The following is a 24,316-nucleotide window of genomic DNA, read 5'->3' on the forward strand; positions in this document are numbered from 1 at the left end:
TAGCATGAGATTGGGTATTGTTTTTCCTGTCGTCATTTTTATTACAGCGGTTATTTTCTTAGCGTGGTTTTTTATTGGTGGCTATGCAGCCCCCGGAGCGTAACGGTGAAAAAAACAACGCTTATCATGATCGGCGTGGCCATTATTGCGCTACTGGGAACGGCGCTGGGTTGGTGGTAACGGCGGTCATGAGAAATAATAAAGGCCACCGTCGGTAGCCTTTTTATCTTGCGATACGCTTCGCTTAGCTTTTGATTTTTCTGTAGATAAACAGAACAACAATGGCACCAATAATGGCGACGGCAAAACTGCCAAAGTTGAAACCGTCAACTTTGCCAAATCCGAGAAGTGTGCTGATCCATCCCCCAACCACGGCACCGACGACCCCGAGAATGATCGTCATAAAGAAACCACCGCCATCCTTACCAGGCATAATCCACTTCGCCAGAATACCTGCAATAAGCCCAAAGATAATCCATGAAATAATGCCCATTCTTTCCTCACTTATGTTTTTACGTTAGCGATTAATTCGCTGCTAAAAAGAATAGCACATGGACAGAAAATTGAAATTTGTGATCACCATCACCTTTCATTATTTCACGTTCTCCCGTTATTCGATCAAATAAACACGCATAAAAGACAGGGTTGAAATGTTAGATGATAAAGATTATCTTTCTCATTACTAAATAGTTGAGTAAACAACTCAGGTATTTGGTACGACATTGCTCACATTGCTTCCAGTATGTTTTGCCCGCCTCAACGAGTGCGGGCTTTTTTTTGACATCTGCCCGTCATTTCTGTCGATTCGCCTGTCATTTCTCACACGTTTTCTCAGCAAAGCCCCGTCGTCTCTGGATTTCTGGTTTTGGCACAATTTATGCTTAGCTTCCCCTGTCGCTACGACAAAACGAAGTCCATCGCCTGTAATGCGCTGACTTCTTCTTCAATTCGCGCTATTTCAGCATTTAACAGGTCTGTTATTGATGAAAAAAATCACCAGTGTGTGCCCTTATTGCGGGGCCGGGTGCAAGCTCACGCTTGTTGTTGAAAATAACAAAATCATCCGCGCCGAAGGTGCAGAAGGTGTAACGAATCAGAATCAGCTCTGCCTGAAAGGATTTTACGGTTGGGATTTTCTTAACGACACACGTCTTCTGACGCCGCGTCTGACCCGCCCAATGATTCGCTATGAAAAAGGCGGCAAACTCACCCCCGTCAGTTGGGATGAAGCCATCCGCTACACCGCAACGCGTTTGTCAGAAATTAAAGCGGCCTTTGGCCCTCGCGCCATCATGACCACCGGTTCTTCCCGCGGGACAGGGAATGAGACGAACTACGTCATGCAGAAATTTGCCCGCGCCGTGCTGAATACCAACAATGTCGATTGTTGCGCTCGCGTGTGCCACGGCCCTTCCGTTGCCGGTTTGCAGGAGACGCTGGGCAACGGCGCAATGAGCAACGCGATCAGCGATATTGAAAACTCCAAATGCCTGCTCATTTTTGGCTACAACTGCGCCGACTCTCACCCGATCGTGGCGCGCCGGGTTATTAAAGCGCGCCAGAACGGCGCCAAAATTATCGTGTGCGATCCAAGACGCATTGAAACGGCCCGTATTGCCGATCAGCATCTGCAGTTAAACAACGGCTGCAATATGGCACTGGTCAACGCCTTTGGTTATGTCCTGATTGATGAGCAACTTTATGACAGGGAGTATGTGTTAAAACACACCGAAGGGTTCGATGCTTACTGGCAAACCGTGAAGGATTTTGCGCCAGAATCCGTCGAACATTTAACCGGCGTCCCTGCTCAACAGGTACGTCAGGCGATGCGTACATTCGCCGCTGCCCCTTCGGCGACGGTGATGTGGGGAATGGGCGTAACGCAGTTTGGTCAGGCTGTTGACGTCGTTCGCGGTCTGTCGAGCCTGGCCTTGCTGACCGGAAACCTGGGGCGTCCTCATGTCGGCGTCGGGCCGGTACGCGGTCAGAATAACGTGCAGGGGGCGTGTGATATGGGCGTATTGCCCAATCAATTCCCCGGTTATCAGGACGTGACGGATCCCGCAGTCAGAGAGAAATTTGCGCGCGCCTGGGGCATTGATGCCGCGCTGATGGACGATAGAGTCGGCACGCGGATTACTGAGGTGCCTCATCTGGCGCTCGAAGGTAAAGTCAAAGCTTACTACATCATGGGGGAAGACCCGCTGCAGACAGAGGCCGATCTCGGGCTGGTACGTTCAGGCTTCGACGCGCTGGATTTTGTCGTGGTGCAGGATATCTTCATGACCAAAACAGCAGAAGCGGCGGATGTGATCCTGCCCGCCACCTCGTGGGGTGAACACGGGGGCGTCTTTACCTGCGCCGATCGTGGTTTCCAGCGTTTTGAAAAAGCCATTGAGCCGACTGGAGATGTGAAGCGTGACTGGGAAATCATCAGCCTGCTCGCCACCGCCATGGGCTACCCCATGAAGTATGAAAATAATCAGCAAATCTGGGACGAGATGCGCGAGTTATGTCCGTTATTCTACGGTGTGACGTACGAAAAAATGGGCGACATGGGGCATATTCAGTGGCCGTGTCCTGACCTTGATCACCCCGGCACCCCGTATCTTTATCTGCACAGTAAATTTGATACGCCCAGCGGGAAAGGCAAGCTGTTTGCCGCCCCGTGGCGCGCACCTGCTGAAGTGCCGGATGAGGATTTCCCGATGGTGCTGTGCACTGTGCGTGAGGTCGGGCACTACTCCTGCCGTTCCATGACCGGTAACTGCGCGGCTTTACAGGCGCTGGCTGATGAACCGGGGAATGTGCAAATCAACGGGCTTGATGCACAAAAGCTGGGGATTCGTCACCGCGATCTGGTCTGGGTCAGTTCTCGTCGCGGCAAGGTTATCAGCCGTGCCGACGTCTCCGATCGTATTAACCGTGGCGCAGTCTACATGACGTATCAATGGTGGATTGGCGCCTGTAATGAGCTGACTCAGGATAACCTGGATCCCATTTCAAAAACGCCAGAAACAAAGTACTGCGCCGTGAAAATTGAGCCGATTGCCGATCAGCGCTGGGCGGAAAACTATGCTGTAGACGCTTACACGGCGATGAAATCGCGTCTCTGTGAGGCCATCGCGTAAACGTCATTATCTCGCCTGAGTCCGTCTTTGCGGACTCAGGCTTTCTGCATTGGCTAATGCGCTATTTCGCAAACTGCACATCACCGACCCGGGACGTGGCATACTCACCCGCTCTCTCCCGCTGCATAAACCCCAGCGTAATCAGAAATAATCCCAGCATAAACGGCAACTCATACAGTTCTTCAATCAGATCGGCATAGTGCAGGTCGTGCAGGAAAACGGGCGCCAGCAAACGATGATGCTCTACGGCGTCGGAAATCAAAAACGTCGCGGCGGTGATGACAAACAACCACAACGGGAACGGCTCTTCACGCAGTCGACGCACAATTTCGTGACGCAGCGTTTTCGAGAAAAATACCGGCAGTGCGAGTGCGGCGATCAATATCACCGAGATAACCCTGAAGATGATTCTGGGCTCGTCCGGGAAATAAGCGCGTCCCCAACTGGTGCTTCGCCCCAGCAGTACCAGCCACCATACAACGGCCCAGAGCCAAAACTGTTTTGCCCCTTCCGGGCGAGAGAGTGGCTTGATATACCAGGCGGTAAACAACGCGCCAAACAGCAACCATAGCGCTTGTCCATTTTCAATCCACGTCACCACGACGCCATCGAATAGGGGAAAATGCCAGTCTGCAGTGAAGGGGATAACCATCGCGGCCAGTACAAGCAGCACCGTTATCGAGGTGATTCGGGTATCAAGTTTCATAAGTATTTTTGTCTGTTCCGCTTTCGATACCTGAATCATAAGTTTTATGAATATTCATTCATTAGCAATCTATGCCATATTCTTAAGGTTTTCTTAATATTTTATTTCTGCTGATGTCAGCGGGTAAGCTAGTCTGCCAGCCCGTTAACAAAAAAGCCGCATAGCGCGATTATCACGCTATGCGGCTTAGAGGATTGAAAGCGTTGCGCTTTCGTTAGCGGGCTGAGTTACCAGCCGCAAACATCATGTTCATTTTCCGTGTCGTATGAACGCACGGTATTGACCAGGTCTTTGACGACTTCTGCGGCGATATCCGGCACCAGTAAGGTCATCGGCGCTTCGGTTTCATAATCGACCGAGACGCCATTACTGTTGTTGGTCACCGTCACGGTATACGTTGCTTTACCCATGATTTACTCCTTCCCGGTACGAATGACTTTCCGTTGGTTTGCGCTTTCCAGTAACACTTCCGGGGCAACGAAAAAATCGATGTTAAAGTAAGTGTCGTCACTCATCACTTCGATGTTATGCCACTTTTCCGGTGGAAAAACGCCAAACTGACCGGCTTCAATAATCATCACCTTTTCTGGCTCGGGACTGTGTTCATCGGCATATCCGAGATATTTGACCGCCCCCTGCATGACCGACAAACGGGGATACACGCCCGGTCGGGTTCCTTTATCAAGGTGGCGTTCGAAAATTCCGGCGGGTGCTGTCTCTTTGTTCCAGAATGGCGTGGCGCGTGTGTGAATATGATTCTGTGGAATTTGAAGCATTGTCTTCCCTCTTTCCATCAACAACGCAGCGTATTGTCATTCATCGCTGCTATAAGAAGGTTACTCCTCAAAATATGCATTTAAAATACCATTTATTGGTTATTTTAAAGGGTTATACACCAGGGTGGTATCTTGATTTACGGAGGAGAAAACAGAGGCCCGTCAGAATAAACGGGCCTGTCGGTATTACGACTGCAGCGTTGCCAGACGCGCGGCAAAGCCGACGAAAATCAAACCAATCAGAGAATTGCCGACTTTCGCCAGTTTCTTTTTAGTCCGAATATATTGCGTCACAAACGCCCCCGAAATAATCAGGAAGCTCAGGTAGAAGAAGCTCACCACTTCCAGCGAGATGGCCAGAATCAAAAATGACAGTCCCGTATGCGGCGCGTTCACATCAATAAATTGCACGAAGAACGACACGTAAAACAGGATCGCTTTTGGGTTGGTCAGGCTCAGAACTAAGGCGCGTTTAAAAATCGCACCAAAAGGAACATCCTCGCCAGCCGACGCGTTTTCTTTTGATTTCAGCGTCGCGTAGAGCATCTTTGCGCCAAGATAAAGCAGATACAATGCGCCGAGATAGCGAACAATACTAAACAGCACCGGCGTCGTTTTGATCATCGTCGCAACGCCGGCGTAAGCGAGAAACATCAGCACCGCATCGCCAATAAACACACCGCTTGCCGCGAGATAGCCACCTTTTATCCCACGCCCAACGCTATTTTTCAGCACAAAAAATGTATTAGGGCCGGGTACCAGAACGATAAAAATTGCCCCGACCAGATACGTCCAGTAATTGAGAACTCCATACTCTGCGAACACGTTAACCTCTTCCTGAAAAAAACAGATACGCCTGGCTGCAAAACAATATGCTAACGAATGCGCCTGATGATGGAAAGGAAAATCAGGGCACCCTTGCATACCCAGTGCATTACTCCGCAAAACAGGCAATATTGCAGATTATTTCACCACTGGTAGATCTGAAAACCGCGTGGTATAGCGTGGGGAGAGCATTTCCCGCTTCATTTGCCATTGCTGCTGCACTCCCTGCCCGGCAAAATAGAGGGTGCCTCTCCCCTTTTTGCTGTTGAGGTTATCCAGCACCGTCATTAATTTCTCACTGTTGGGGTGTGGGGCGTTTTCATCAAACAAGTTTAGCTGAGCAATCCCCTGGCTGAAAAAATCACTGAGCATGACGCCTGCTTTCATATAGCGAAAACCGTCTTTCCAGATCCTGTCCAGCGCACTGCTGGCAACGCGAATAATGTCGCGGGTATCCTGAGACGGAATCGTTAACTGACCACACGCCTGCGGCGCGTAAAATACCTCATTTTCGGCATGCGGGCTGGTTCGCATAAAGACGCTGATAGCGCAGCAGTACTGCCGTTCTGCCCGCAGTTTTTCCGCCGCACGCTCAGCGTACATACAGATCGCCTGATGCATCTCGTCGTACTGGGTAATGCGGTGGCCGAATGACCGGCTACAAATAATCTGCTGTTTGGTGGGGGCAAACTCATCAAATGCCAGGCAGGATTCCCCGCGCAGTTCACGCACGGTACGTTCCGTCACCACGCTGAAGTGTTTACGCATCACCCAGAGAGAGCTGTCAGCCAATTGCAGCGCCGACGTAATGCCCATCGCGTTGAGTTTCTTACTGGTACGCCGTCCAATCCCCCAGACCTCTTCAACTGGGACGTGCGCGAGAAGTTTTCGCTGACGCAACGTGTCTGAGAGATCGACCACGCCGCCGGTCTTTTGCCATGTTTTCGCTGCAAAATTGGCGACTTTTGCCAGCGTTTTGGTCTGCGCAATGCCGACGCCAACGGTCAATCCCGTGTTCTTTCGTATCTGATGACGAATCTGGCGCCCAAACACCTCGAGTGAATAGCCACGCCCGATGCCTGACAGATCGATAAATGCTTCATCAATCGAATAGACCTCTATCGACGGTGCCATTTCTGCCAGCGTCAGCATCACACGGTGGCTGAGATCGGCATAAAGCGCATAATTTGAGCTAAAAACCGCGACGTTCTGACGCCGTAATTCATCTTTCACTTTGAAATAAGGCGCTCCCATTTTTATGCCGAGCGCTTTTGCCTGTGCCGATCGCGAAATAATGCATCCGTCGTTATTTGAAACCACCACCACCGGTTTTCCCTCGAGATCCGGTCGAAAGACCGTCTCACAAGACGCATAGAAACTGTTTACATCAACCAGCGCGAACATGTCGGTGTGATTTCAAGGTAAAGGTTACAACGCCAAAGAGTTGCAGCTCTTCCTCGCTCTGCAACACGATGGGGGAATAATGCGGGTTGTGGGGAACGAGCTGAAGACGGGGCCGCGTGCGTAGCTCCTTCACGGTAAACTCCCCCGCCACGGCTGCCACCACAATATCGCCATGCGTCGCCGTCAACGAACGGTCAACCACCAGTAGATCGCCATCGCTGATACCGGCGCCCACCATCGAGTCACCGCTGACCCTGACGAAGTACGTTGCCCCCGGATGCTTCACCACCAGGGTATTAAGATCGAGACTGTCCTCAACATAGTCTTGCGCCGGGCTGGGAAACCCGCATGAAACACGCTCCAGAAACAGAGGTAACGTAATGATGGCATTACGTTCACAGGAAAAAATATCATTCATCACGGCCAAACCAATAAATACTGTACATATAAACAGTACGTTGTATTTGCCGATCAAATCAAGCGACTTATGCTACCAGTGAATGAACCCGTTGAAGTCACAACATATTCAGTTATCCATGCCCCGCCACGTTCCCCCTCAACGCGAGTCCTGACGACGGCGCTTAAACTGGCTGACATCAATGTTGTACTGCTTTAGCTTACGCCATAGCGTTGTACGCCCAATGTTCAAGATGCCGGACATCTCCTGTACACGACCGCCGGTAACCTGTGCCGCATGAATAATGGCGTCTTTCTCAATACCGGCAAAGGTCAGGTGGGTTGAGAGGCGCGTGCCGCCCTCTTCGACGCGTTCGGTGAAAAGATGTTCCGGTAAATGGCTCAACCGGATATGCCCGTTGTCGCAACTCATGGCGATGTTTTCGATAACGCTGAGCAACTCAAAATCATTCCCCGGCCAGGCGCACTCCACCAGTTGCGCCATCGCATCATCTTCTATCTTCAGGCGCGTTGAGAAACGTTTCTCAAGACGCGCCAGTGTATTACGCACCAGCGCTGGAATACTGTTTCGCCGCATTCGAAGCGGCGGAATGGTGATTTCAAAGGCATGTAACGCGTAGTAAAGCTGGCGACTAAAGCGGTTTTGTTCCACCAGCAACGCGAGATCCAGCGTCGTAGAGGCGATGACTTTCACATCGACAGGAATCAGCCTGCGGGCATCAAGACGCGTTAATACCCCTTGCTTGAAAACCTGCAGAAGCGCCGATTGCAACTCCGGCTCCAGATATTCAATTTTCTCCAGAAACAGCGTACCGCCGTTGGCCAGCTCCAGACGACTTAAACGCCCGCCCTCCGTCGCGCCATCGCTATCGCCCTGTCCGAGGACGGTATCGGCATACAACTGACAGTTCACTGCAATATAGGGGCCTTCCGCACGCTCGCTTTCATTATGAATAGCCTGGCTGAGCTGTTCTTTGCCGACCCCTTCCTCCCCGCAAAGTAGCACCGGGAAGCGCCCCCGCGCGGCCTGACGCCCAAAATGCAGTAAGCGTCGGGTATCAGGATCGTCGCCCGGCATCTGTGCAAAGGTGTGGCTCACTTTTCCCAATTGGCTGGTCATCAACTGACGCATCTGTTCGACAGGATGGAGCAGCAGAATAAAACTGGCCCCCTGAGCCTCAATAATCGGTTTCAGGGTGATGACCGCATCCACAAATTGATGCTGACTTTCAAACGTGACTTCGACATGGTTAAGCTGGCGCATTTGCCGGATTGCACGCTGTAAAACGGCAGGCAGCGTGACCAGCTCAGTGATTGTTTTTCCCTGGCTCGACTGGGCATCCAGATGCAGTAATCGCGCGGCCTGCGCATTCAGAAATTGCAGCGTTCCCTGCTCATTCCAGGCCATCACGCCGTCGACCATCCCTTCGAGCAGGCCGTATAGCTGATTCAGATGGCGATTAGACTCGGTCAGCAGGTTGTCGGTCAGCAGCGAATTGCCCACTTCACGCGCTATCGCCAGCGTCAGCGGCAGATCGGACGCCGCCTCCTGCCCAACGGGACAACACAAGGCGATGGAACCCGACTGGCGACCGTGGTTATCAAAAATAGGCGTGGCGAAGAAACTCCAGCCAGACAGCATCCGTTTGAAATGTTGTTCGCCAGACGTTTGAATCGGCTGTCCAAGCGCAGACGCCAGAGAGAGCGCACAGGTGCCAATAAGACTTTCCGCACAGTAGGCGCCGTTGTTAAACCCCAGTTCGCCAAGCTGTTGCAGCGTGAACGGATCGCCGCAGCGACTCAGAATGCAGGCCGACTCATCAAGAATGAATAGCCCACATCCCCGGGGAGACATGTATTCCCAGGCATCCTCCAGCGCCGCTTGCCCCAACGCCAGCAGTGCGGTCTTTCGCCGGCAAATAGAGTCAAACGTCAGCCCCTGTGCCTGATGCGGCGCTACCCAGGGCTCCCGCTGCATCATTGTGCTGCAGCGTTGCCACGAGGCGCTAAGAACGCCAGAAACGGCGTTGTCGTCGGTTTGATGTAGAGTCGCCATGTTTTCTCCGCGCGCCCAGGCGCACCTTTCCACGTCCCGGTGACCGGGAACCTTTTTCGCCTTTAGCGGCGGCAAAGAGGGTTGAATCTCTCATTTTTGCCGAAAAATTCATCTTCGCGTTCCATTATGAAACATAAACAGAAATATATGTTCCGTATTGAAACATTTATTTGTGGAATTTTCTTTTCGCGTCGCTACGGCACAATGATCGTATCGGCAGCATGTGGTCGCCGTGTCGTTGTCCATAACCGATACACCCACTCAGATGCCTGCAATGCGTCCCCTTGCGCAGCCATCTCATGACGACCTACGGAGCACAAAAAATGAAAAAATTGATTAACCGTGTCGAAGATGTCCTGAATGAACAACTGGCCGGTATGGCAAAAGCCTTTCCTACACTGACGCTGCATCAAGACCCGGTGTATGTCACCCGTTCAGACGCCCCTGTGCAAGGAAAAGTGGCGCTGCTGTCGGGCGGCGGTAGCGGACATGAACCCATGCACTGCGGCTACATTGGTCAGGGGATGCTTTCCGGCGCCTGCCCGGGTGAAATTTTCACCTCTCCGACGCCGGACAAAATGTTTGAATGCGCGATGCGTATCGACGGCGGTGAAGGTGTTCTGCTGATTATCAAAAATTACACCGGCGACATTCTTAATTTTGAAACGGCCACCGAGCTTCTGCACGACAGTGGTGTGAAGGTAACGACCGTCGTCATTGATGATGATGTGGCGGTCAAAGACAGCCTCTATACCGCCGGTCGCCGGGGAGTGGCAAACACAGTTTTGATTGAAAAACTGGTCGGGGCGGCGGCAGAACGCGGTGATTCGCTGGAAGCCTGCGCAGAACTGGGACGTAAACTCAACAACCTCGGCCACTCCATTGGCATCGCGCTGAGTGCATGTACGGTGCCTGCCGCCGGGAAACCCTCGTTTACCTTGCAGGATAATGAGATGGAGTTTGGCGTGGGTATTCACGGCGAACCGGGTATTGACCGTCGGGCTTTCACCTCTCTCGATAAAACCGTCGATGAAATGTTCGACACCTTGCTGGAAAACGGTGCCTACAGCCGTACGTTACGCCACTGGGATCCCGTTCAGGGCGTATGGCAAGAAGACAAACAGGCCAAGCAACCGCTGCAACGCGGCGATCGCGTGATTGCGTTGGTCAACAATCTTGGCGCGACGCCGTTATCCGAGCTATTCGGGGTCTATAACCGACTCGAAAACCGTTGTCAGGACGCGGGCATTCGCATCGAACGCAATCTGATCGGATCGTACTGCACCTCCCTGGATATGGTCGGATTTTCCATCACCCTCTTAAAAGTGGACGATGAGACGCTGGCATTATGGGATGCCCCGGTACATACCCCGGCCCTCAACTGGGGTAAATAAGGAGATTTTTTATGTCGCTCAACAGAACGCAAATTGTTAACTGGCTCTACCTGTGCGGTGAAATCTTCACCAAAGAGAGGGATTTTCTCACCGGGCTCGACAGAGAAATTGGCGATGCTGACCACGGTTTAAACATGCATCGCGGATTCAGCAAAGTGGTCGAAAAATTACCCGCGATTGCCGACAAAGATATCGGTTTCATTTTGAAAAATACCGGCATGGTGCTGCTCTCCAGCGTCGGGGGGGCCAGCGGCCCACTGTTTGGCACCTTTTTCATTCGCGCCGCTCAGGTGACTCAGGCTCATCAAAGTCTGACTCTCGACGAGGTCTATGCAATGGTGCGCGAGGGCGCTGAGGGAGTGGTCAGCCGGGGCAAAGCCGAACCGGGTGATAAAACGATGTGCGATGTCTGGCTACCGGTAGTGGAATCCTTGCGCCACTCTTGCGAACAGGCGCTGTCCGTACCGGCAGCGCTGGAGGCCGCCCATCATCAGGCACAAGCGGCGGCGCAAAGCACCATCGCCATGCAGGCGCGCAAAGGTCGCGCCAGCTACCTTGGCGAACGCAGTATCGGTCACCAGGATCCGGGAGCGACTTCCGTCATGTTTATGATGCAATGTCTGGCGACCGCCGCCAGAGAGTAAGGGGAATACGATGGTAAACCTGGTCATTGTCTCTCATAGCGCCCAACTGGGCGAAGGCGTTGGGGAGTTAGCCCGACAGATGTTGATGGGGGGAAGCTGCAAACTCGCGGTTGCTGCGGGTATTGATGACCCGCAAAACCCCATTGGCACCGACCCCATCAAAGTGATGGAAGCCATTGAGTCCGTGGCTGACACAGACCACGTGCTGGTGATGATGGATATTGGCAGCGCGCTGTTGAGCGCAGAAACGGCGCTGGATTTACTCGATCCGGCTATTGCGGCGAAAGTGCGTCTGTGTGCCGCGCCGCTGGTTGAGGGAACGCTCGCGGCGACCGTGAGCGCAGCAACAGGCGCCGGTATCGATAAAGTCATTAGTGACGCCATGAACGCCCTTGACGCCAAACGTGAGCAACTGGGTTTACCCTCGCCGTTCGAAGCAAACAACCCCACGACGGCATTCTCCGTCCACGACAGTGAAGCGCGTTCGCTTGCCGTCGTCATCAAAAATCGTCACGGACTCCACGTAAGACCCGCTTCACGGCTGGTCGCCACCCTGTCGGGCTTTAACGCCGACATGCTGCTGGAAAAAAACGGTAAATGCGTCACGCCAGATAGCCTGAATCAAATCGCCCTGCTGCAAATACGCAGTAACGACACCCTGCGGCTGATTGCCAAAGGGGAACAGGCAGACGAGGCGCTGGCGGCGTTCAAACAGCTTGCCGCTGAGAATTTTGGCGATGCGCTGGAAGAGAGCGGGTCTGGCGATCCGACGCACCCGTTACCCGATCCGGTGACCGGCACCGCGTTTTGCTATGCGCCCGTCCTGCCAGACATCGCCAGTAGCACGACCGCCTCTGTGCAGTATGAACAGCAGCGTCTTCGCGCCGCCATCCGGATTACGCTCGACGACCTCAGCGCATTGACGGCGCTGGCGGAAGAAAAATACTCCGCGGATCTGGCCGCTATTTTCTCCGGGCACCACACGTTGCTGGACGACCCGGAACTGTATGACATGGCCAGCGAGTTCATTCTTCATCAGCACTATAGCGCAGAAGCGGCGTGGCAACGTGTACTGAACGACCTCAGAGAGCAGTATCAACATCTTGACGATGCCTATTTGCAGGCGCGTTACATCGACATTGACGATCTGCTCCACCGTTCGCTTCAGCATCTGAGTGGCATAAAGGCACAAATGCCCCTCTTCACTCGCCCGACGGTTGTGCTCGCAGACAATATTTTCCCGTCCACCGTGGTGCTGTTCGACCCGCAATGCGTGAAAGGGATCGGTCTGAGTGCCGGCAGCGAGATGTCGCACTCCGCGCTCATCGCCCGTGAGATGGGCATCGGCTGGCTTTGTCAGCAGGGTGAGTCAGTCAGTACGCTGAAGACCGGAGATACGATCACGCTGGATCTCGCCAACCGCCGTATTCTGCGCTCAGAGTAACCCCATAAATAGCGCGTCCTTGCCCGGAAAAGGCCGCGCTATTCATGTCATGCCCTACGGCGAGAAATGCCCGTGAGTTCCCAAAATGTCGGTTCAATCACGCGCAGAGGGCAATCGTGGACTAAGGTTTTCTCAAGGTAAATGCCGTTAACTCAGGCACACCGCTAAGGAGGAACCTCAATGATAACCCCAGCTATTCACCAACCAGGCCGGCTGTCTTTCATGATTAAACTGGCCCTGACGGGGACGTTTCTGACGCTCGCCTCGCTGTCTGTTCACGCACAAGAACAGAATGACAGTCTGCCGCAACCCCCGGATATTCTGCTAGGCCCGCTATTCAATGATGTGCAGACCGCCAAACTATTCCCCGATCAGAAAACGTTTGCCGACGCCGTTCCCAACAGCGATCCCCTGACGATCCTTGCCGATTATCGTATGCAAAAAAGTCAGTCTGGCTTTGATTTACGCCATTTTGTCGACGTGAATTTTACGCTGCCCAAAGAGGGGGAAAAATACGTTCCTCCGGACGGACAATCACTGCGTGAACATATTGACGGGCTGTGGCCGGTGTTGACCCGCTCGACAAAAAGCGCGGGGAAATGGGACTCTTTGCTGCCGCTGCCTGAACCTTATGTCGTGCCCGGCGGGCGCTTTCGGGAGATCTATTACTGGGATAGTTATTTCACGATGCTGGGACTGGCTGAAAGCGACCACTGGGATAACGTGGCGAATATGGTCGCCAATTTCGGCTACGAAATTGACAGTTGGGGGCATATTCCCAACGGCAACCGCAGCTATTATTTAAGCCGTTCACAACCCCCCTTCTTCGCATTTATGGTGGAGTTGCTGGCGCAACATGAAGGCGATGATGCCCTGAAAAAATATCTGCCGCAGTTGCAAAAAGAGTATGCCTGGTGGATGGAAGGCGCAGAGTCTCTTCAGCCGGGGCAACAACATAAGCGGGTGGTCAAACTTGACGATGGCACGGTGTTGAACCGTTACTGGGATGAGCGTGACACGCCGCGTCCGGAATCCTGGGTAGAAGACATCGCCACCGCGAAGAGCAACCCGAATCGCCCAGCCACGGAAATTTATCGTGACCTGCGAGCGGCGGCCGCCTCCGGCTGGGATTTTAGCTCACGCTGGATGGATGATCCGCAACAACTCAGTACCACCCGCACCACCAGTATCGTCCCTGTCGACCTCAATGCGCTGCTGTATAAAATGGAAAAAATTCTCGCCCGCGCCAGTAAAGCCGCCGGTGACGATGCCAAAGCCAGCCAGTACGAAACCCTCGCCAGTGCGAGACAAAAAGGGATCGAAGACCATCTGTGGAATGCCAAAGAGGGGTGGTACGCTGACTACGATCTGAAGAGCAAGAAAGTCCGTAATCAACTGACGGCGGCGACGCTGTTCCCGCTGTATGTGAATGCCGCGGCCAACGATCGGGCCAGTAAAGTGGCGGCGGCAACCCAGGCGCATTTACTGCAACCTGGCGGCCTTGCCACAACCTCGGTAAAAAGCGGACAACAGTGGGATGCGCCCAATGGTTGGGCGCCGTTACAGTGGGTCGCGACCGAAGGGTTGCAGAATTATGGTCAGGATACAGTTGCCATGGATGTCAGTTGGCGTTTTCTGACCAATGTTCAACACACCTGGGAGCGCGAGAAAAAGCTGGTCGAGAAGTATGATGTCAGCAGCACCGGGACGGGTGGCGGCGGCGGTGAGTATCCGCTACAGGATGGGTTTGGCTGGACTAACGGCGTGACCCTGAAAATGCTCGATATTATCTGCCCGAAAGAAAAACCGTGCGACAACGTCCCCGCAACGCGCCCGACACCGGCAGACGCCGCTGCGCCTGCGCCACAAAAACAGACCACGCCCTGAAATCCGTAAACAGGATGAACTGACCCGGCAGAACGCCGGGTCAGCTTTTATCAGAAACTGTAGCTCGCGCCGACCTGAACCGTGCGATCGCGCCCGATCCAGCAGTTGGTGCTGTCATAACAGCTAAAAGTTTCTTTGTTGGTGATGTTCTGCGCGCTGGCTTTCAACGTGACGCCAGTCAGCGACGGCAGCGCTTCTCCCAGACGATACGATACGGCCATATCGTACTGTGTGGTGCCGCCAAGTTTGCCCCCTTTGTTATCCGGCGAGATCTCCATCGGCCCGGTATAACGCGCCCCGGCACCAATGTTCAGCCCTCGCAGAACCGTCTCATCAAAGGTGTAGTCGCCCCACAGGTTAAACGCATTTTCGGGTACCTGCGTCGGGCGTTTACCTTCGTAAGTCTCATCTTCGGTATTGATGGCATGGGTATAGGCGTAGTTGGCGATCAGCGTGATGTTATCCGCCGGGCGGCTCACGACAGACACCTCAGCCCCTTTCGACTCTATCTCGCCGGTCTGACGGTAATCCCAGGTTGGCGTGGCGGAAAGGACGTTTTTCTGGCGAATGTTAAACACCGAGGCGGTAAGCGTGGTGGCATATTCTGCCAGCAGGTATTTCACCCCGCCCTCCACCTGCTTGCTGGTGGTCGGCTTCACATCTTTTCCCGTCAATGTGCCTTGTGGCGAAATCGGTTTGAAACCTTCGGAATAGCTGATGAACGGGGAAATACCATTTTCGAAGGCGTACAGCGCGCCAAGACGTTTGGTGACGCGATCCTGCGAGATCCATGTTTTCTCGCCATTTTGCATATCATCCGTGGTCGTGGAACGGTAGTCGTCATACCGCACGCTCGCCAGCAGATTCAGCCCGCCAAATTCCACCTGATCCTGCAAATAGTAGCCATTCTGCTGGTAGGAAAGTCGGTTTTTCTGCGCGGTATAAAGCCCGAGTTCATCGCTGTGAATTTGATCATAATTCGGATCGCGCATATCGATCCCCGGCGTATTGCTGGCATAACGATACAAGTAATGGCTGTCGAGTTTTTGGTAGTCAAAACCCGCCAGCAAATGGTGTTTCCAGTCACCCAGCGCAAAGGTTTTGGTCACCTGGTTGTCGATATTAAAACTCTTCAAATCTTCATCGGTAGTGTAGGCAAAACGATTTAACTCCCACACCGGATTCGTGCCATTCCCGGTTGAGTAGACGCTGCGCTGATGGGTATCGACATCAAAATAGCGGGCTTTCTGCGTAAAGCCCCAGCCGCTGTCAAACTGGTGTTCAAAACTGTATCCCAGCATCCATTGCCGCTGTTTGAAGCCACTCCACTCATCCCCGGCATAGTCCCGGGAATCGGCATAACCTGAGCGCAAATAGGCAATGGGCAGCGGGTTGGAAGGCGACAACGACGGCGTGTTCTGCGCCAGCGCATCGATGGTCAGGCGCGTTTTATTATCCGGCTGCCAGGTCACTGACGGCGCGACAAGATAGTTTTCATAACGGGTGGTGTGCGGCTGATCGTCGCCTTCCGTCGCTTTGCCCAGCAGTCGGTAGTTCCAGTCGCTGTCGTTGATTTGCCCGGTCGAGTCCAGATAACCTTCTTTCAAATTGCGGGTTCCGGTCGTCAAGCCCATTTCCGTTTTTTGTTCCGCTTGCGGCTTTTTCCCCTGGATGTTAACCAGCCCGCCGGGCGATCCATTCCCATAAAGCACCGATGCCGGACCTTTCAGAATATCCACGCTTTCAATCAGCAGAGGATCGATCCGCGCTTTGGTATTACCGGTCACGTTATAGGGGAGCTGTAAGCCGTTGTAGTACTCCTGCTCGACCGTAAAGCCCCGAATTTTGTACTCGCTCATGTACGAAGTACTGCCCCGTACCTCCGTAGAAACGCCCGGTGCGTAGCGTAGGATCTCATTCACCGAGTTCGCGTGGCGCTGCGCGATCTCTTTACTGTCGATGGTGTTAATGACCTGCGGCGTTTTGCTTTCCGGCACAGCCGACTTGGTGGCACTGTTGGTCCAGGCGGGCAGCAGACTCTCCTGACCGGCGGCTGTCACGACAATGGTTGATTCTTCGGCATAAGACGGGAGTGTCAGTGCCAGGGTGATACATCCAGAGAGTGCGCGCAATGTAAAACAACGGGTGGTTTTCATGGGTGAATTATTATATGAAAAATGGAATGACAATTATTCGCATTTTCATTAACAAATCAAGCGATACCTCCCCCTTTACATTCACGTAGTTATGGAACCAGCAGAAAGAAAAACGGCCCCCGCAGGAGCCGTTCTGTTAATTTCGCCGCAGGAGTCGAAAGACGCCCAGCACAAGAATCGCACCAACGACGGCCACCAGGAAACTATTAAAATTGAATCCACTGATACTGCCGCCAATACCAAACATGGTCGCCAACCATCCACCGACAACCGCACCCACGATACCGAGAATGCAGGTCAGGATAAAACCTCCACCATCACGGCCCGGCATGATCAGTTTGGCGATAACACCTGCAATCAGACCAAAAACAATCCAGGCAATAATTCCCATTTTCAGGCCCTCTTTCCAGTGAACGCATGCGCAAGACGTTCTTGCACTCGCACCCTAAGTATAGGCAAGCCACGATTCTGCGCTTTTGGACGCCGCCTTAATTCGTTCAGTTTGAAAAAAAATTTCACCCATTTGTATTAAGTTCTGTCGCGCGATGCCGATAACTGACGACAGTCTGTCAGGTATCCAGGAGTCATTAGGCGTGAGTCATTACCATGAGCAGTTCCTGAAACAAAATCCATTGGCGGTGTTAGGCGTTCTTCGTGATCTCAATAAACATCAGGTTCCGTTGCGCATTTCGTGGTCAGGAGGCCAGTTCATCAGCAAAATTCTCGCGGTCAGCCCGGAGAGTCTGGTGATGGATTTCGGCAGTCAGGAGAATGAAAACCTCGCGGCTCAGCGCGCCAGACACATCACCATTACCGCCGAAACTCAGGGCGCAAAAGTCGAATTTACGCTACCGCAGTTGCAGAGCGGTGAATACCAACAGCTTCCGGCATTTATCACTGCGCTACCGCCCGCGCTGTGGTTCGTACAACGACGCGAATATTTCCGTATCTGCGCCCCGCTGCATCCTCCCTACATCTGCTCAGCAAAAATGCCGGACAACAGCACGCTGCGTTTTCGCTTATTCGATCTCTCTCTCGGGGGCATGGGTGCACTGCTGGAAGGCGCGAAACCCGAAGGGTTAAAAGAGGGAATGCGATTTTCTCAGATTGAACTCAACATGGGCGAATGGGGCATTTTCCATTTTGACGCGCAGCTCATCTCGATTAGCGAGCGTAAAGTGATCGACGGGAAAAATGAAACAATCACCACTCCCCGCCTGAGTCTGCGTTTTCTTAACGTCAGCCCGGCGGTGGAGCGGCAATTACAGCGGATTATCTTTTCGCTGGAGCGCGAAGCGCGGGAAAAAGCGAATAAAGTGCGCGAGTAACATCAGTCCCGGTTACATGGCATTCAGCGCTTGCTGAAGTTTCCAGATGTAGCGCGGTGCCTGTGGCGCAGGATGGTTATCGGCAACATGGTCGATAAACTCATCAGGGTCAAGATCGTTGATCTTGCTGACAGCTTTTTTCCGGTCAGAGGAGAAGGTACGCAGCAGCGCGCCAGCCCCGTTCGCGTAGGAAACCACCAGCGCGTATTGCATCACCTGCGGATCTTCGATGCCGGCCAGCGGCCCGTTTTCCAGAATACTCAAATAGGCGGCGCCCATGGAGATATTACGTTCCGGGTTTTTCAACTCGCTGGTCGACGGCTCGCCGCTCCACCCCATCCGGCGATAGACATCCCGCCCGGAGGTAGAGGCTTTCAACTGCATCAATCCTACGGCATTCGATTTACTGACCGCATTAGGATTACCGCCGGACTCAATCGCGATAATCGCAGTGATAAGCTTCGGGTCCACGCCCCAGGCCGCACCGGCTTTTTCGCTGATCGGCATCCATTGCATCGCGCGTTTGACCGGAACTTCCGCATTCCAGGGCGGATTTTTATAATCCTGCTTTGAACTACAACCCGCCAGTAACACGATTAAAAATGCAAACCATCTCAATTTCACTTCGTCTATCCTTTTCGCCGGAATCCATCGTTGAGGTGACAACAACACAACGTTACGCTGAAACTTCAGCAGGCCGGATAAGCAAAGCGCTATCCGGCAAAACGTTCTAATATATGCGGCATGATATACATTTGCATTCTATTGTCAGCAAGGAATTGCCATGTCTTTGTTTCATTTAATTGCGCCATCGGGCTACTGCATCAACCAACAAGCCGCATTACGCGGGCTTACGCGTCTTAGGGAAACGGGGCATCAGGTAAATAACGCCGCCGTCATCCATCGCCGTGAACAGCGCTTTGCCGGAACGGAAGCAGAACGGCTGGACGACGTTAATTCCCTCGCCAGCCTGACCACGGCCGATACGATTGTGATGCCGGTGCGTGGCGGTTATGGCGCCAGCCGTTTGCTGGAGAACATTGACTGGCAAGCCCTGACAGCCCGACAGCAGCACAACCCGTTACTGATCTGCGGGCACAGCGACTTTACCGCCATTCAGTCTGGTTTACTCGCCCAGGGCAATGTCATCACCTTTAGCGGCCCGATGCTGGCGGCCAACTTTGGCGCTGAAGAGATGAACGCCTTCACGGAATACCATTTCTGGCTCGCGCTACGCAACGCGCAATATACCGTGGAGTGGCAAGGCCTGGGGCCAGCCTGTCAGACCGAAGGAACGCTGTGGGGCGGCAATCTGGCGATGTTGATTTCGCTCATCGGCACACCGTGGATGCCGAAAATTGAAAACGGCATCCTGGTGCTGGAAGACATTAATGAGCATCCCTTCCGCGTTGAGCGTATGCTGTTGCAACTGCTTGATGCCGGTATTTTAAATCGGCAAAACGCGATAGTGCTGGGCAGCTTTAGCGGCAGTACGCCAAACGAGTATGATGCGGGTTACAGCCTCGACGCGGTATACGCCTTTTTGCGCTCACGTCTGTCCGTGCCGCTGATGACGGGTCTGGATTTTGGTCATGAGCAACGCACCGTGACCCTGCCATTAGGCGCACACGCGGTACTGAAAAATACAAAAGAAACGACCCAACTCACGATATCGGGTCACCCTGTACTCAAATCGTAAAAAATCGGTCCGAAAGCGCAGAGCCTGACCCGTCAGGCTTTCAGCAAAGCGCTGTTTCTGTCGTTTTTGTGTTAGGGTTTATTATTAAGAAACAGCGTAATTCAGGAGTAACCGAACGTTGGATGCCGCAGCAATCATTAGTCTGTTTATTTTGGGTTCAGTTCTCGTAACCTGCAGTATTTTATTAAGTTCATTCTCATCCCGCCTCGGCATCCCTATTCTGGTTATTTTTCTCGCTATCGGTATGCTCGCAGGCGTGGACGGCGTGGGCGGTATCCCCTTTGATAACTACCCGTTTGCTTACATGGTCAGTAACCTTGCGCTGGCGATCATTTTGCTGGATGGCGGGATGCGCACACAGGCCAGCTCTTTTCGCGTTGCGCTGGGGCCGGCCTTATCGCTGGCCACCGTGGGGGTTCTTATCACCTCCGGATTAACCGGAATGATGGCGGCATGGCTGTTTCACCTTGATCTCATCGAAGGGCTGCTGATTGGCGCTATTGTTGGCTCAACGGATGCGGCGGCGGTATTTTCATTGCTGGGCGGTAAAGGGCTAAACGAACGTGTGGGGTCTACGCTGGAGATCGAGTCCGGAAGTAACGATCCGATGGCGGTGTTTCTGACCATTACGCTGATTGCGATGATCCAGAATCATGAGACGAGTCTGAGCTGGATGTTTGCAGTCCATATTATCCAACAGTTTGGCCTGGGGATTATGCTCGGCTTAGGCGGCGGCTACCTGCTTTTACAGATGATTAACCGCATATCGCTGCCCACCGGTCTGTATCCTCTGCTGGCGCTCAGCGGCGGGATCCTGATTTTCGCCGTCACCACCGCGCTGGAAGGCAGCGGCATACTGGCGGTGTACCTGTGTGGATTCCTGCTCGGCAATCGCCCGATTCGCAACCGGTTTGGGATCCTGCAAAACTTTGACGGCCTCGCCTGGCTGGCGCAAATCGCCATGTTCCTGGTGCTGGGGCTGCTCGTCAATCCTTCGGATCTGCTACCGATTGCCGTTCCGGCGTTGCTATTGTCGGCCTGGATGATTTTCGTTGCCCGCCCGTTGTCGGTCTTCGCCGGGCTGCTGCCCTTTCGCGGCTTTAATCTGCGCGAGCGGACGTTCATCAGTTGGGTTGGCCTGCGGGGGGCGGTGCCGATTATCCTCGCGGTCTTCCCGATGATGGCCGGACTGGAGAATGCGCGGTTGTTCTTTAATGTCGCGTTCTTCGTGGTGCTGATCTCCCTGCTGCTTCAGGGCACGTCGCTCGCCTGGGCGGCCAAAAAAGCCAAAGTGGTGGTTCCCCCTGTCGGTTGGCCCGTCTCTCGCATGGGGCTGGACATCCACCCGGAAAACCCCTGGGAGCAGTTTGTTTATCAGCTTAGCGCCGACAAATGGTGCGTTGGCGCGGCGCTGCGCGATCTGCACATGCCAGAGGATACCCGCATTGCCGCCCTGTTTCGCGATAATGCCCTGTTTCATCCAACCGGCAGTACTCGCCTGCGTGAAGGCGACGTTCTGTGCGTGATTGGCCGCGAGCGTGACCTGCCCGCATTGGGGAAACTGTTCAGCGAGTCGCCGCCCGTGGCGTTGGATCAGCGCTTCTTCGGCGACTTTATTCTGGAAGCCAGCGCCAAATATGCTGATGTGGCGCTGATTTACGGGCTGGACGATGGCACAGAGTACCGCGATAAGCAGCAGACGCTGGGTGAAATTGTTCAGCAATTGCTTGGCGCCGCCCCGGTGGTGGGTGACCAGGTGGAGTTTGCTGGCATGATCTGGACAGTGGCGGAAAAAGAAGACAATGCGGTACTGAAGGTCGGTGTGCGTGTCGCGGAGGATGAAGCGGAATAACAGAACCCGTTGCCGGATGTCGCTAACGCTAATCCGGCAACGGGCATCTGGTGATAGGCCGGATGATACGCCTCAGCATCGTCATCCGGCGGCACGAAACGTTACACCGTCACAACCGGTACACGTAGCGCTAACGCGCACATTAACTCATAGCCCACCGTGCCTGCCGCACTGGCAACGTCGTCAATTTTTATCTCTTTGCCCCACAACTCCACCGGTGTGCCAATCCCCGCCTGCGGACACGGCGTGAGATCCACCGCCAGCATATCCATTGATACCGTCCCCACCGTTCCCGTGCGTACACCGTCGACAAGAACGGGGGTTCCGCTCGGCGCATGGCGCGGATAGCCGTCCGCATAACCGGCAGCGACAATACCGATGCGCTGTTCGCCACGGGCGGTATAACGCCCGCCATACCCCACCCGATCGCCTGCTTTCAGGGTCTGTACGCCAATGATTTCGCTGCGAAGGGTCATCACCGGCTTCAGCCCGGTATTGGCGATATCCTGCCACTCTCCTGACGGCGACGCGCCATACAGAATGATACCCGGGCGCACCCAGTCACAATGCGCCTCAGGATGCCAGAGCGTGGCCGCCGAGTTGGACAACGAGCGACGGCACTCCAGTCCTTCCGTGGCCTGAGATACCCGGGCCATGGCGTCACGGATGCCGTCCGGATGCTCGGCATCCGCAAAGTGCGACATCAGCGTCATTTCGCCGACATTCGGCAACGCACGCAGTTGCTGCCAGACGGTTTGCACTCTTTCCGGCAGAAACCCCAGGCGGTTCATGCCGGTATTGACCTTCAGATAGACATCCAGCGGCGCGTTTAATCGGGCATTCTGTAGCGCCTTCAACTGCCAGTTGCTGTGTACGCTGGTCGTCAGACGATATTTGTCGTACAACGCCAGATCCTCTGCGTGGAAAAAACCTTCCAGCATCAGTATCGGCCCTTTCCAGCCGCGTTCCCGCAGGGTGACCGCTTCCTCCAGATTGAGCAAGGCAAAGCCGTCGGTCGCGCCCAGAGCCGACCAGACGCGATCAATGCCATGCCCATACGCATTGGCCTTTACCACCGACCAGATACGGGAGTTCGGTGCTGCCTGGCGCGCAATCCCCAGGTTTTGTTTCATCGCCTGCAGGTCAAGGCTGGCCAGTATAGGACGAGTCATCCGGATTCCTTATTAGCTATGTGCGCCATGCAAATGTCGTGGACGTGAGGGGGTAAATCCCGGCTGGTAACGCGCAACGCTCAGGTCATCGTAAGGGATAGCCGGCGTCCGCCCGGAAAGAATGTCGCTCAGCAATTGCCCCGAGCCACAGGCCATCGTCCACCCCAGCGTGCCGTGTCCGGTGTTCAGCCACAGATTTTTGAAGTGGGTACGCCCGACGACTGGCGTACCGTCTGGCGTCATCGGTCGCAGCCCAGTCCAGAACGTAGCCTGTTCAACATGCCCGCCGCGTGGGAAGAGATCGCGTACGACCATCTCCAGGGTTTCGCGACGCGGTTGCAGCAGTTCGGTATTAAAGCCCACTATTTCCGCCATCCCGCCCACACGGATGCGGTTATCAAAACGGGTAATCGCAATTTTGTAGGTTTCATCAAGGATCGTAGACACCGGCGCGCCATCCTCCTGCGCCACCGGAATGGTCAGCGAATAGCCTTTTAGCGGATAAACAGGAATATCGACAATCCCTTTCAGCATCGCCGTCGAGTAAGAGCCAAACGCCATCACATACGCATCGGCCTTAATAATTTCCTCGCCGCACTTCACGCCATAAATCTGCTCGCCCTCATAAAGCAACTTTTCCACCGGCGTGTTGAAACGGAATTTCACGCCCGCCTGCTCCGCCATCAGCGCCAGTTGTTGGGTAAATAGCTGGCAATCGCCGGTTTCATCATTCGGTAACCGCAGGCCACCGGTCAGCTTGTGCGCCACTTCCGCCAGTGCCGGTTCGACTTCCGCCAGGCGGCTGGACTCCAGCAACTGATACGGAACGCCTGCGTCTTCGAGTACGGCAATATCGCGGGTCGCGTTGTCGTACTGCTGCTCGGTGCGGAACAGTTGCAGAGTTCCGCCCTGACGGCCTTCATACTGAATGCCGGTTGATGCGCGCAACGCTTTCAGACAGTCACGGCTGTATTCCGCCAGACGTACCATGCGTCCTTTGTTTTCCATGTAATGGCTTGTGTCACAGTTACGCAACATTTGCCACATCCATTTAAGTTGAAATTGCGTCCCGTCAAGGCGAACGGCCAACGGTGCGTGCCGCTGGAACATCCATTTAATTGCCTTCAATGGAACACCGGGTGCCGCCCACGGCGCCGCATACCCCGGGGAGATTTGCCCCGCATTCGCAGCACTGGTTTCCAGCGCCGGGCCGGGTTCGCGGTCAATGACGGTCACGTCATGTCCAGCCTGACTCAGATACCAGGCGCTGGTCACGCCGACAACGCCACTTCCCAGTATGACAACTCGCATAGCCACTCCGTTAACAGTAGGTAAAAGAACAATCATCTAATTACATCTTGATAACTCAGATGAAAATATTATTCAACATATGGCTTTTTTATGGTGACGTACCTCACATATGTC

General features: G+C 53.9%; 21 protein-coding genes and 2 pseudogenes. 9 read left to right on the forward strand and 14 right to left on the reverse strand.

Translation table 11 applies throughout. From position 1 onward, the window contains the following. Nucleotides 1–4 precede the first annotated feature (4 nt). Entirely contained in the window at nucleotides 5–103 is a 99-nt protein-coding gene (locus ACO7SM_RS12665) for a YoaK family small membrane protein (protein ID WP_192611983.1), read from the forward strand. A gap of 141 nt (nucleotides 104–244) precedes the next feature. Here ACO7SM_RS12665 and ACO7SM_RS12670 read toward each other — a convergent pair whose 3' ends face one another. Continuing rightward, on the reverse strand, nucleotides 245–493 hold the full coding sequence (locus tag ACO7SM_RS12670) for a GlsB/YeaQ/YmgE family stress response membrane protein (protein WP_490467842.1): 249 nt from the start codon (nucleotides 491–493) through the stop codon (nucleotides 245–247). 490 nt (nucleotides 494–983) lie between these two features. Here ACO7SM_RS12670 and fdhF point away from each other — a divergent pair, with 490 nt between their 5' ends. Continuing rightward, a complete protein-coding gene (gene fdhF, locus ACO7SM_RS12675; protein WP_490467843.1) occupies nucleotides 984–3,131 on the forward strand; it encodes a formate dehydrogenase subunit alpha in 2,148 nt (715 codons plus the stop codon). A 61-nt stretch (nucleotides 3,132–3,192) separates the two neighbouring features. On the opposite strand, the gene ACO7SM_RS12680 is transcribed toward fdhF, so the two are convergent. The 7 genes from ACO7SM_RS12680 to dhaR form a co-directional block, all read right to left on the reverse strand. Beyond that, the gene (locus tag ACO7SM_RS12680; RefSeq protein WP_490467844.1) at nucleotides 3,193–3,837 is read right to left on the reverse strand and encodes a hypothetical protein; all 645 of its coding nucleotides are present in this window, start codon (nucleotides 3,835–3,837) and stop codon (nucleotides 3,193–3,195) included. Nucleotides 3,838–4,064: 227 nt separating this feature from the next. Continuing rightward, a complete protein-coding gene (locus ACO7SM_RS12685) occupies nucleotides 4,065–4,247 on the reverse strand; it encodes a DUF1869 domain-containing protein (protein WP_490467845.1) in 183 nt (60 codons plus the stop codon). Nucleotides 4,248–4,250: 3 nt separating this feature from the next. Further along, entirely contained in the window at nucleotides 4,251–4,613 is a 363-nt protein-coding gene (gene yeaR, locus ACO7SM_RS12690) for a DUF1971 domain-containing protein YeaR (protein WP_192611980.1), read from the reverse strand. Nucleotides 4,614–4,799: 186 nt separating this feature from the next. Then, nucleotides 4,800–5,438 carry a leucine efflux protein LeuE gene (leuE, locus tag ACO7SM_RS12695; protein WP_490467846.1) on the reverse strand — a complete coding sequence of 213 codons (639 nt, stop codon included), beginning with the start codon at nucleotides 5,436–5,438 and terminating at the stop codon, nucleotides 4,800–4,802. Nucleotides 5,439–5,576: 138 nt separating this feature from the next. After that, on the reverse strand, nucleotides 5,577–6,842 hold the full coding sequence (gene umuC, locus ACO7SM_RS12700) for a translesion error-prone DNA polymerase V subunit UmuC (protein WP_490467847.1): 1,266 nt from the start codon (nucleotides 6,840–6,842) through the stop codon (nucleotides 5,577–5,579). Further along, nucleotides 6,826–7,260 carry a translesion error-prone DNA polymerase V autoproteolytic subunit gene (gene umuD / locus ACO7SM_RS12705; protein ID WP_490470942.1) on the reverse strand — a complete coding sequence of 145 codons (435 nt, stop codon included), beginning with the start codon at nucleotides 7,258–7,260 and terminating at the stop codon, nucleotides 6,826–6,828. The genes umuC and umuD overlap by 17 nt, the downstream gene beginning before the upstream one ends. A gap of 138 nt (nucleotides 7,261–7,398) precedes the next feature. Then, nucleotides 7,399–9,315, reverse strand: coding sequence for a dihydroxyacetone kinase operon transcriptional regulator DhaR (gene dhaR, locus ACO7SM_RS12710; RefSeq protein ID WP_490467848.1), 1,917 nt, complete (start codon nucleotides 9,313–9,315; stop codon nucleotides 7,399–7,401). Between the two features lie 323 nt (nucleotides 9,316–9,638). Between dhaR and dhaK the strand changes: the two genes are divergently transcribed. The 4 genes from dhaK to ACO7SM_RS12730 all read left to right on the forward strand — a co-directional run bounded on the left by dhaK (nucleotide 9,639) and on the right by ACO7SM_RS12730 (nucleotide 14,684). Further along, complete coding sequence (gene dhaK / locus ACO7SM_RS12715; protein WP_490467849.1) at nucleotides 9,639–10,709, forward strand: dihydroxyacetone kinase subunit DhaK; 1,071 nt, start codon at nucleotides 9,639–9,641, stop codon at nucleotides 10,707–10,709. A gap of 11 nt (nucleotides 10,710–10,720) precedes the next feature. After that, nucleotides 10,721–11,353 carry a dihydroxyacetone kinase subunit DhaL gene (gene dhaL / locus ACO7SM_RS12720; RefSeq protein ID WP_490467850.1) on the forward strand — a complete coding sequence of 211 codons (633 nt, stop codon included), beginning with the start codon at nucleotides 10,721–10,723 and terminating at the stop codon, nucleotides 11,351–11,353. 10 nt (nucleotides 11,354–11,363) lie between these two features. Then, the gene (dhaM, locus tag ACO7SM_RS12725) at nucleotides 11,364–12,797 is read left to right on the forward strand and encodes a dihydroxyacetone kinase phosphoryl donor subunit DhaM (protein WP_490467851.1); all 1,434 of its coding nucleotides are present in this window, start codon (nucleotides 11,364–11,366) and stop codon (nucleotides 12,795–12,797) included. A 180-nt stretch (nucleotides 12,798–12,977) separates the two neighbouring features. After that, nucleotides 12,978–14,684 carry an alpha,alpha-trehalase gene (locus ACO7SM_RS12730; RefSeq protein WP_490467852.1) on the forward strand — a complete coding sequence of 569 codons (1,707 nt, stop codon included), beginning with the start codon at nucleotides 12,978–12,980 and terminating at the stop codon, nucleotides 14,682–14,684. Between the two features lie 50 nt (nucleotides 14,685–14,734). Here the strand turns inward: ACO7SM_RS12730 and ACO7SM_RS12735 are convergent, their stop codons facing one another. Both ACO7SM_RS12735 and ACO7SM_RS12740 read right to left on the reverse strand, forming a co-directional pair. Continuing rightward, on the reverse strand, nucleotides 14,735–16,840 hold the full coding sequence (locus ACO7SM_RS12735; RefSeq protein WP_490467853.1) for a TonB-dependent siderophore receptor: 2,106 nt from the start codon (nucleotides 16,838–16,840) through the stop codon (nucleotides 14,735–14,737). Nucleotides 16,841–16,976: 136 nt separating this feature from the next. Beyond that, the gene (locus tag ACO7SM_RS12740) at nucleotides 16,977–17,231 is read right to left on the reverse strand and encodes a GlsB/YeaQ/YmgE family stress response membrane protein (protein ID WP_490467854.1); all 255 of its coding nucleotides are present in this window, start codon (nucleotides 17,229–17,231) and stop codon (nucleotides 16,977–16,979) included. Between the two features lie 202 nt (nucleotides 17,232–17,433). Here ACO7SM_RS12740 and ycgR point away from each other — a divergent pair, with 202 nt between their 5' ends. Next, nucleotides 17,434–18,168 (forward strand): flagellar brake protein YcgR, encoded by a 735-nt coding sequence (gene ycgR, locus ACO7SM_RS12745; protein ID WP_490467855.1) that lies wholly within the window; start codon nucleotides 17,434–17,436, stop codon nucleotides 18,166–18,168. A 12-nt stretch (nucleotides 18,169–18,180) separates the two neighbouring features. Here the strand turns inward: ycgR and emtA are convergent, their stop codons facing one another. Further along, nucleotides 18,181–18,792, reverse strand: a complete 612-nt coding sequence (emtA, locus tag ACO7SM_RS12750) for a membrane-bound lytic murein transglycosylase EmtA (protein WP_490467856.1) — start codon at nucleotides 18,790–18,792, stop codon at nucleotides 18,181–18,183. Between the two features lie 160 nt (nucleotides 18,793–18,952). Here emtA and ldcA point away from each other — a divergent pair, with 160 nt between their 5' ends. Continuing rightward, nucleotides 18,953–19,867, forward strand: coding sequence for a muramoyltetrapeptide carboxypeptidase (gene ldcA / locus ACO7SM_RS12755; RefSeq protein WP_490467857.1), 915 nt, complete (start codon nucleotides 18,953–18,955; stop codon nucleotides 19,865–19,867). Between the two features lie 151 nt (nucleotides 19,868–20,018). After that, nucleotides 20,019–21,653, forward strand: a pseudogene (locus ACO7SM_RS12760) (potassium/proton antiporter); the annotation flags it as partial. Between the two features lie 3 nt (nucleotides 21,654–21,656). Here ACO7SM_RS12760 and ACO7SM_RS12765 read toward each other — a convergent pair. The 3 genes and pseudogenes from ACO7SM_RS12765 to dadA all read right to left on the reverse strand — a co-directional run. Then, nucleotides 21,657–21,752, reverse strand: a pseudogene (locus ACO7SM_RS12765) (hypothetical protein); the annotation flags it as partial. 68 nt (nucleotides 21,753–21,820) lie between these two features. Continuing rightward, the gene (dadX, locus tag ACO7SM_RS12770) at nucleotides 21,821–22,891 is read right to left on the reverse strand and encodes a catabolic alanine racemase DadX (RefSeq protein ID WP_490467858.1); all 1,071 of its coding nucleotides are present in this window, start codon (nucleotides 22,889–22,891) and stop codon (nucleotides 21,821–21,823) included. 12 nt (nucleotides 22,892–22,903) lie between these two features. After that, entirely contained in the window at nucleotides 22,904–24,202 is a 1,299-nt protein-coding gene (gene dadA / locus ACO7SM_RS12775; protein WP_490467859.1) for a D-amino acid dehydrogenase, read from the reverse strand. Nucleotides 24,203–24,316: the final 114 nt, after the last annotated feature.

This window comes from Citrobacter sp. LJND-P06, from assembly GCF_058188415.1.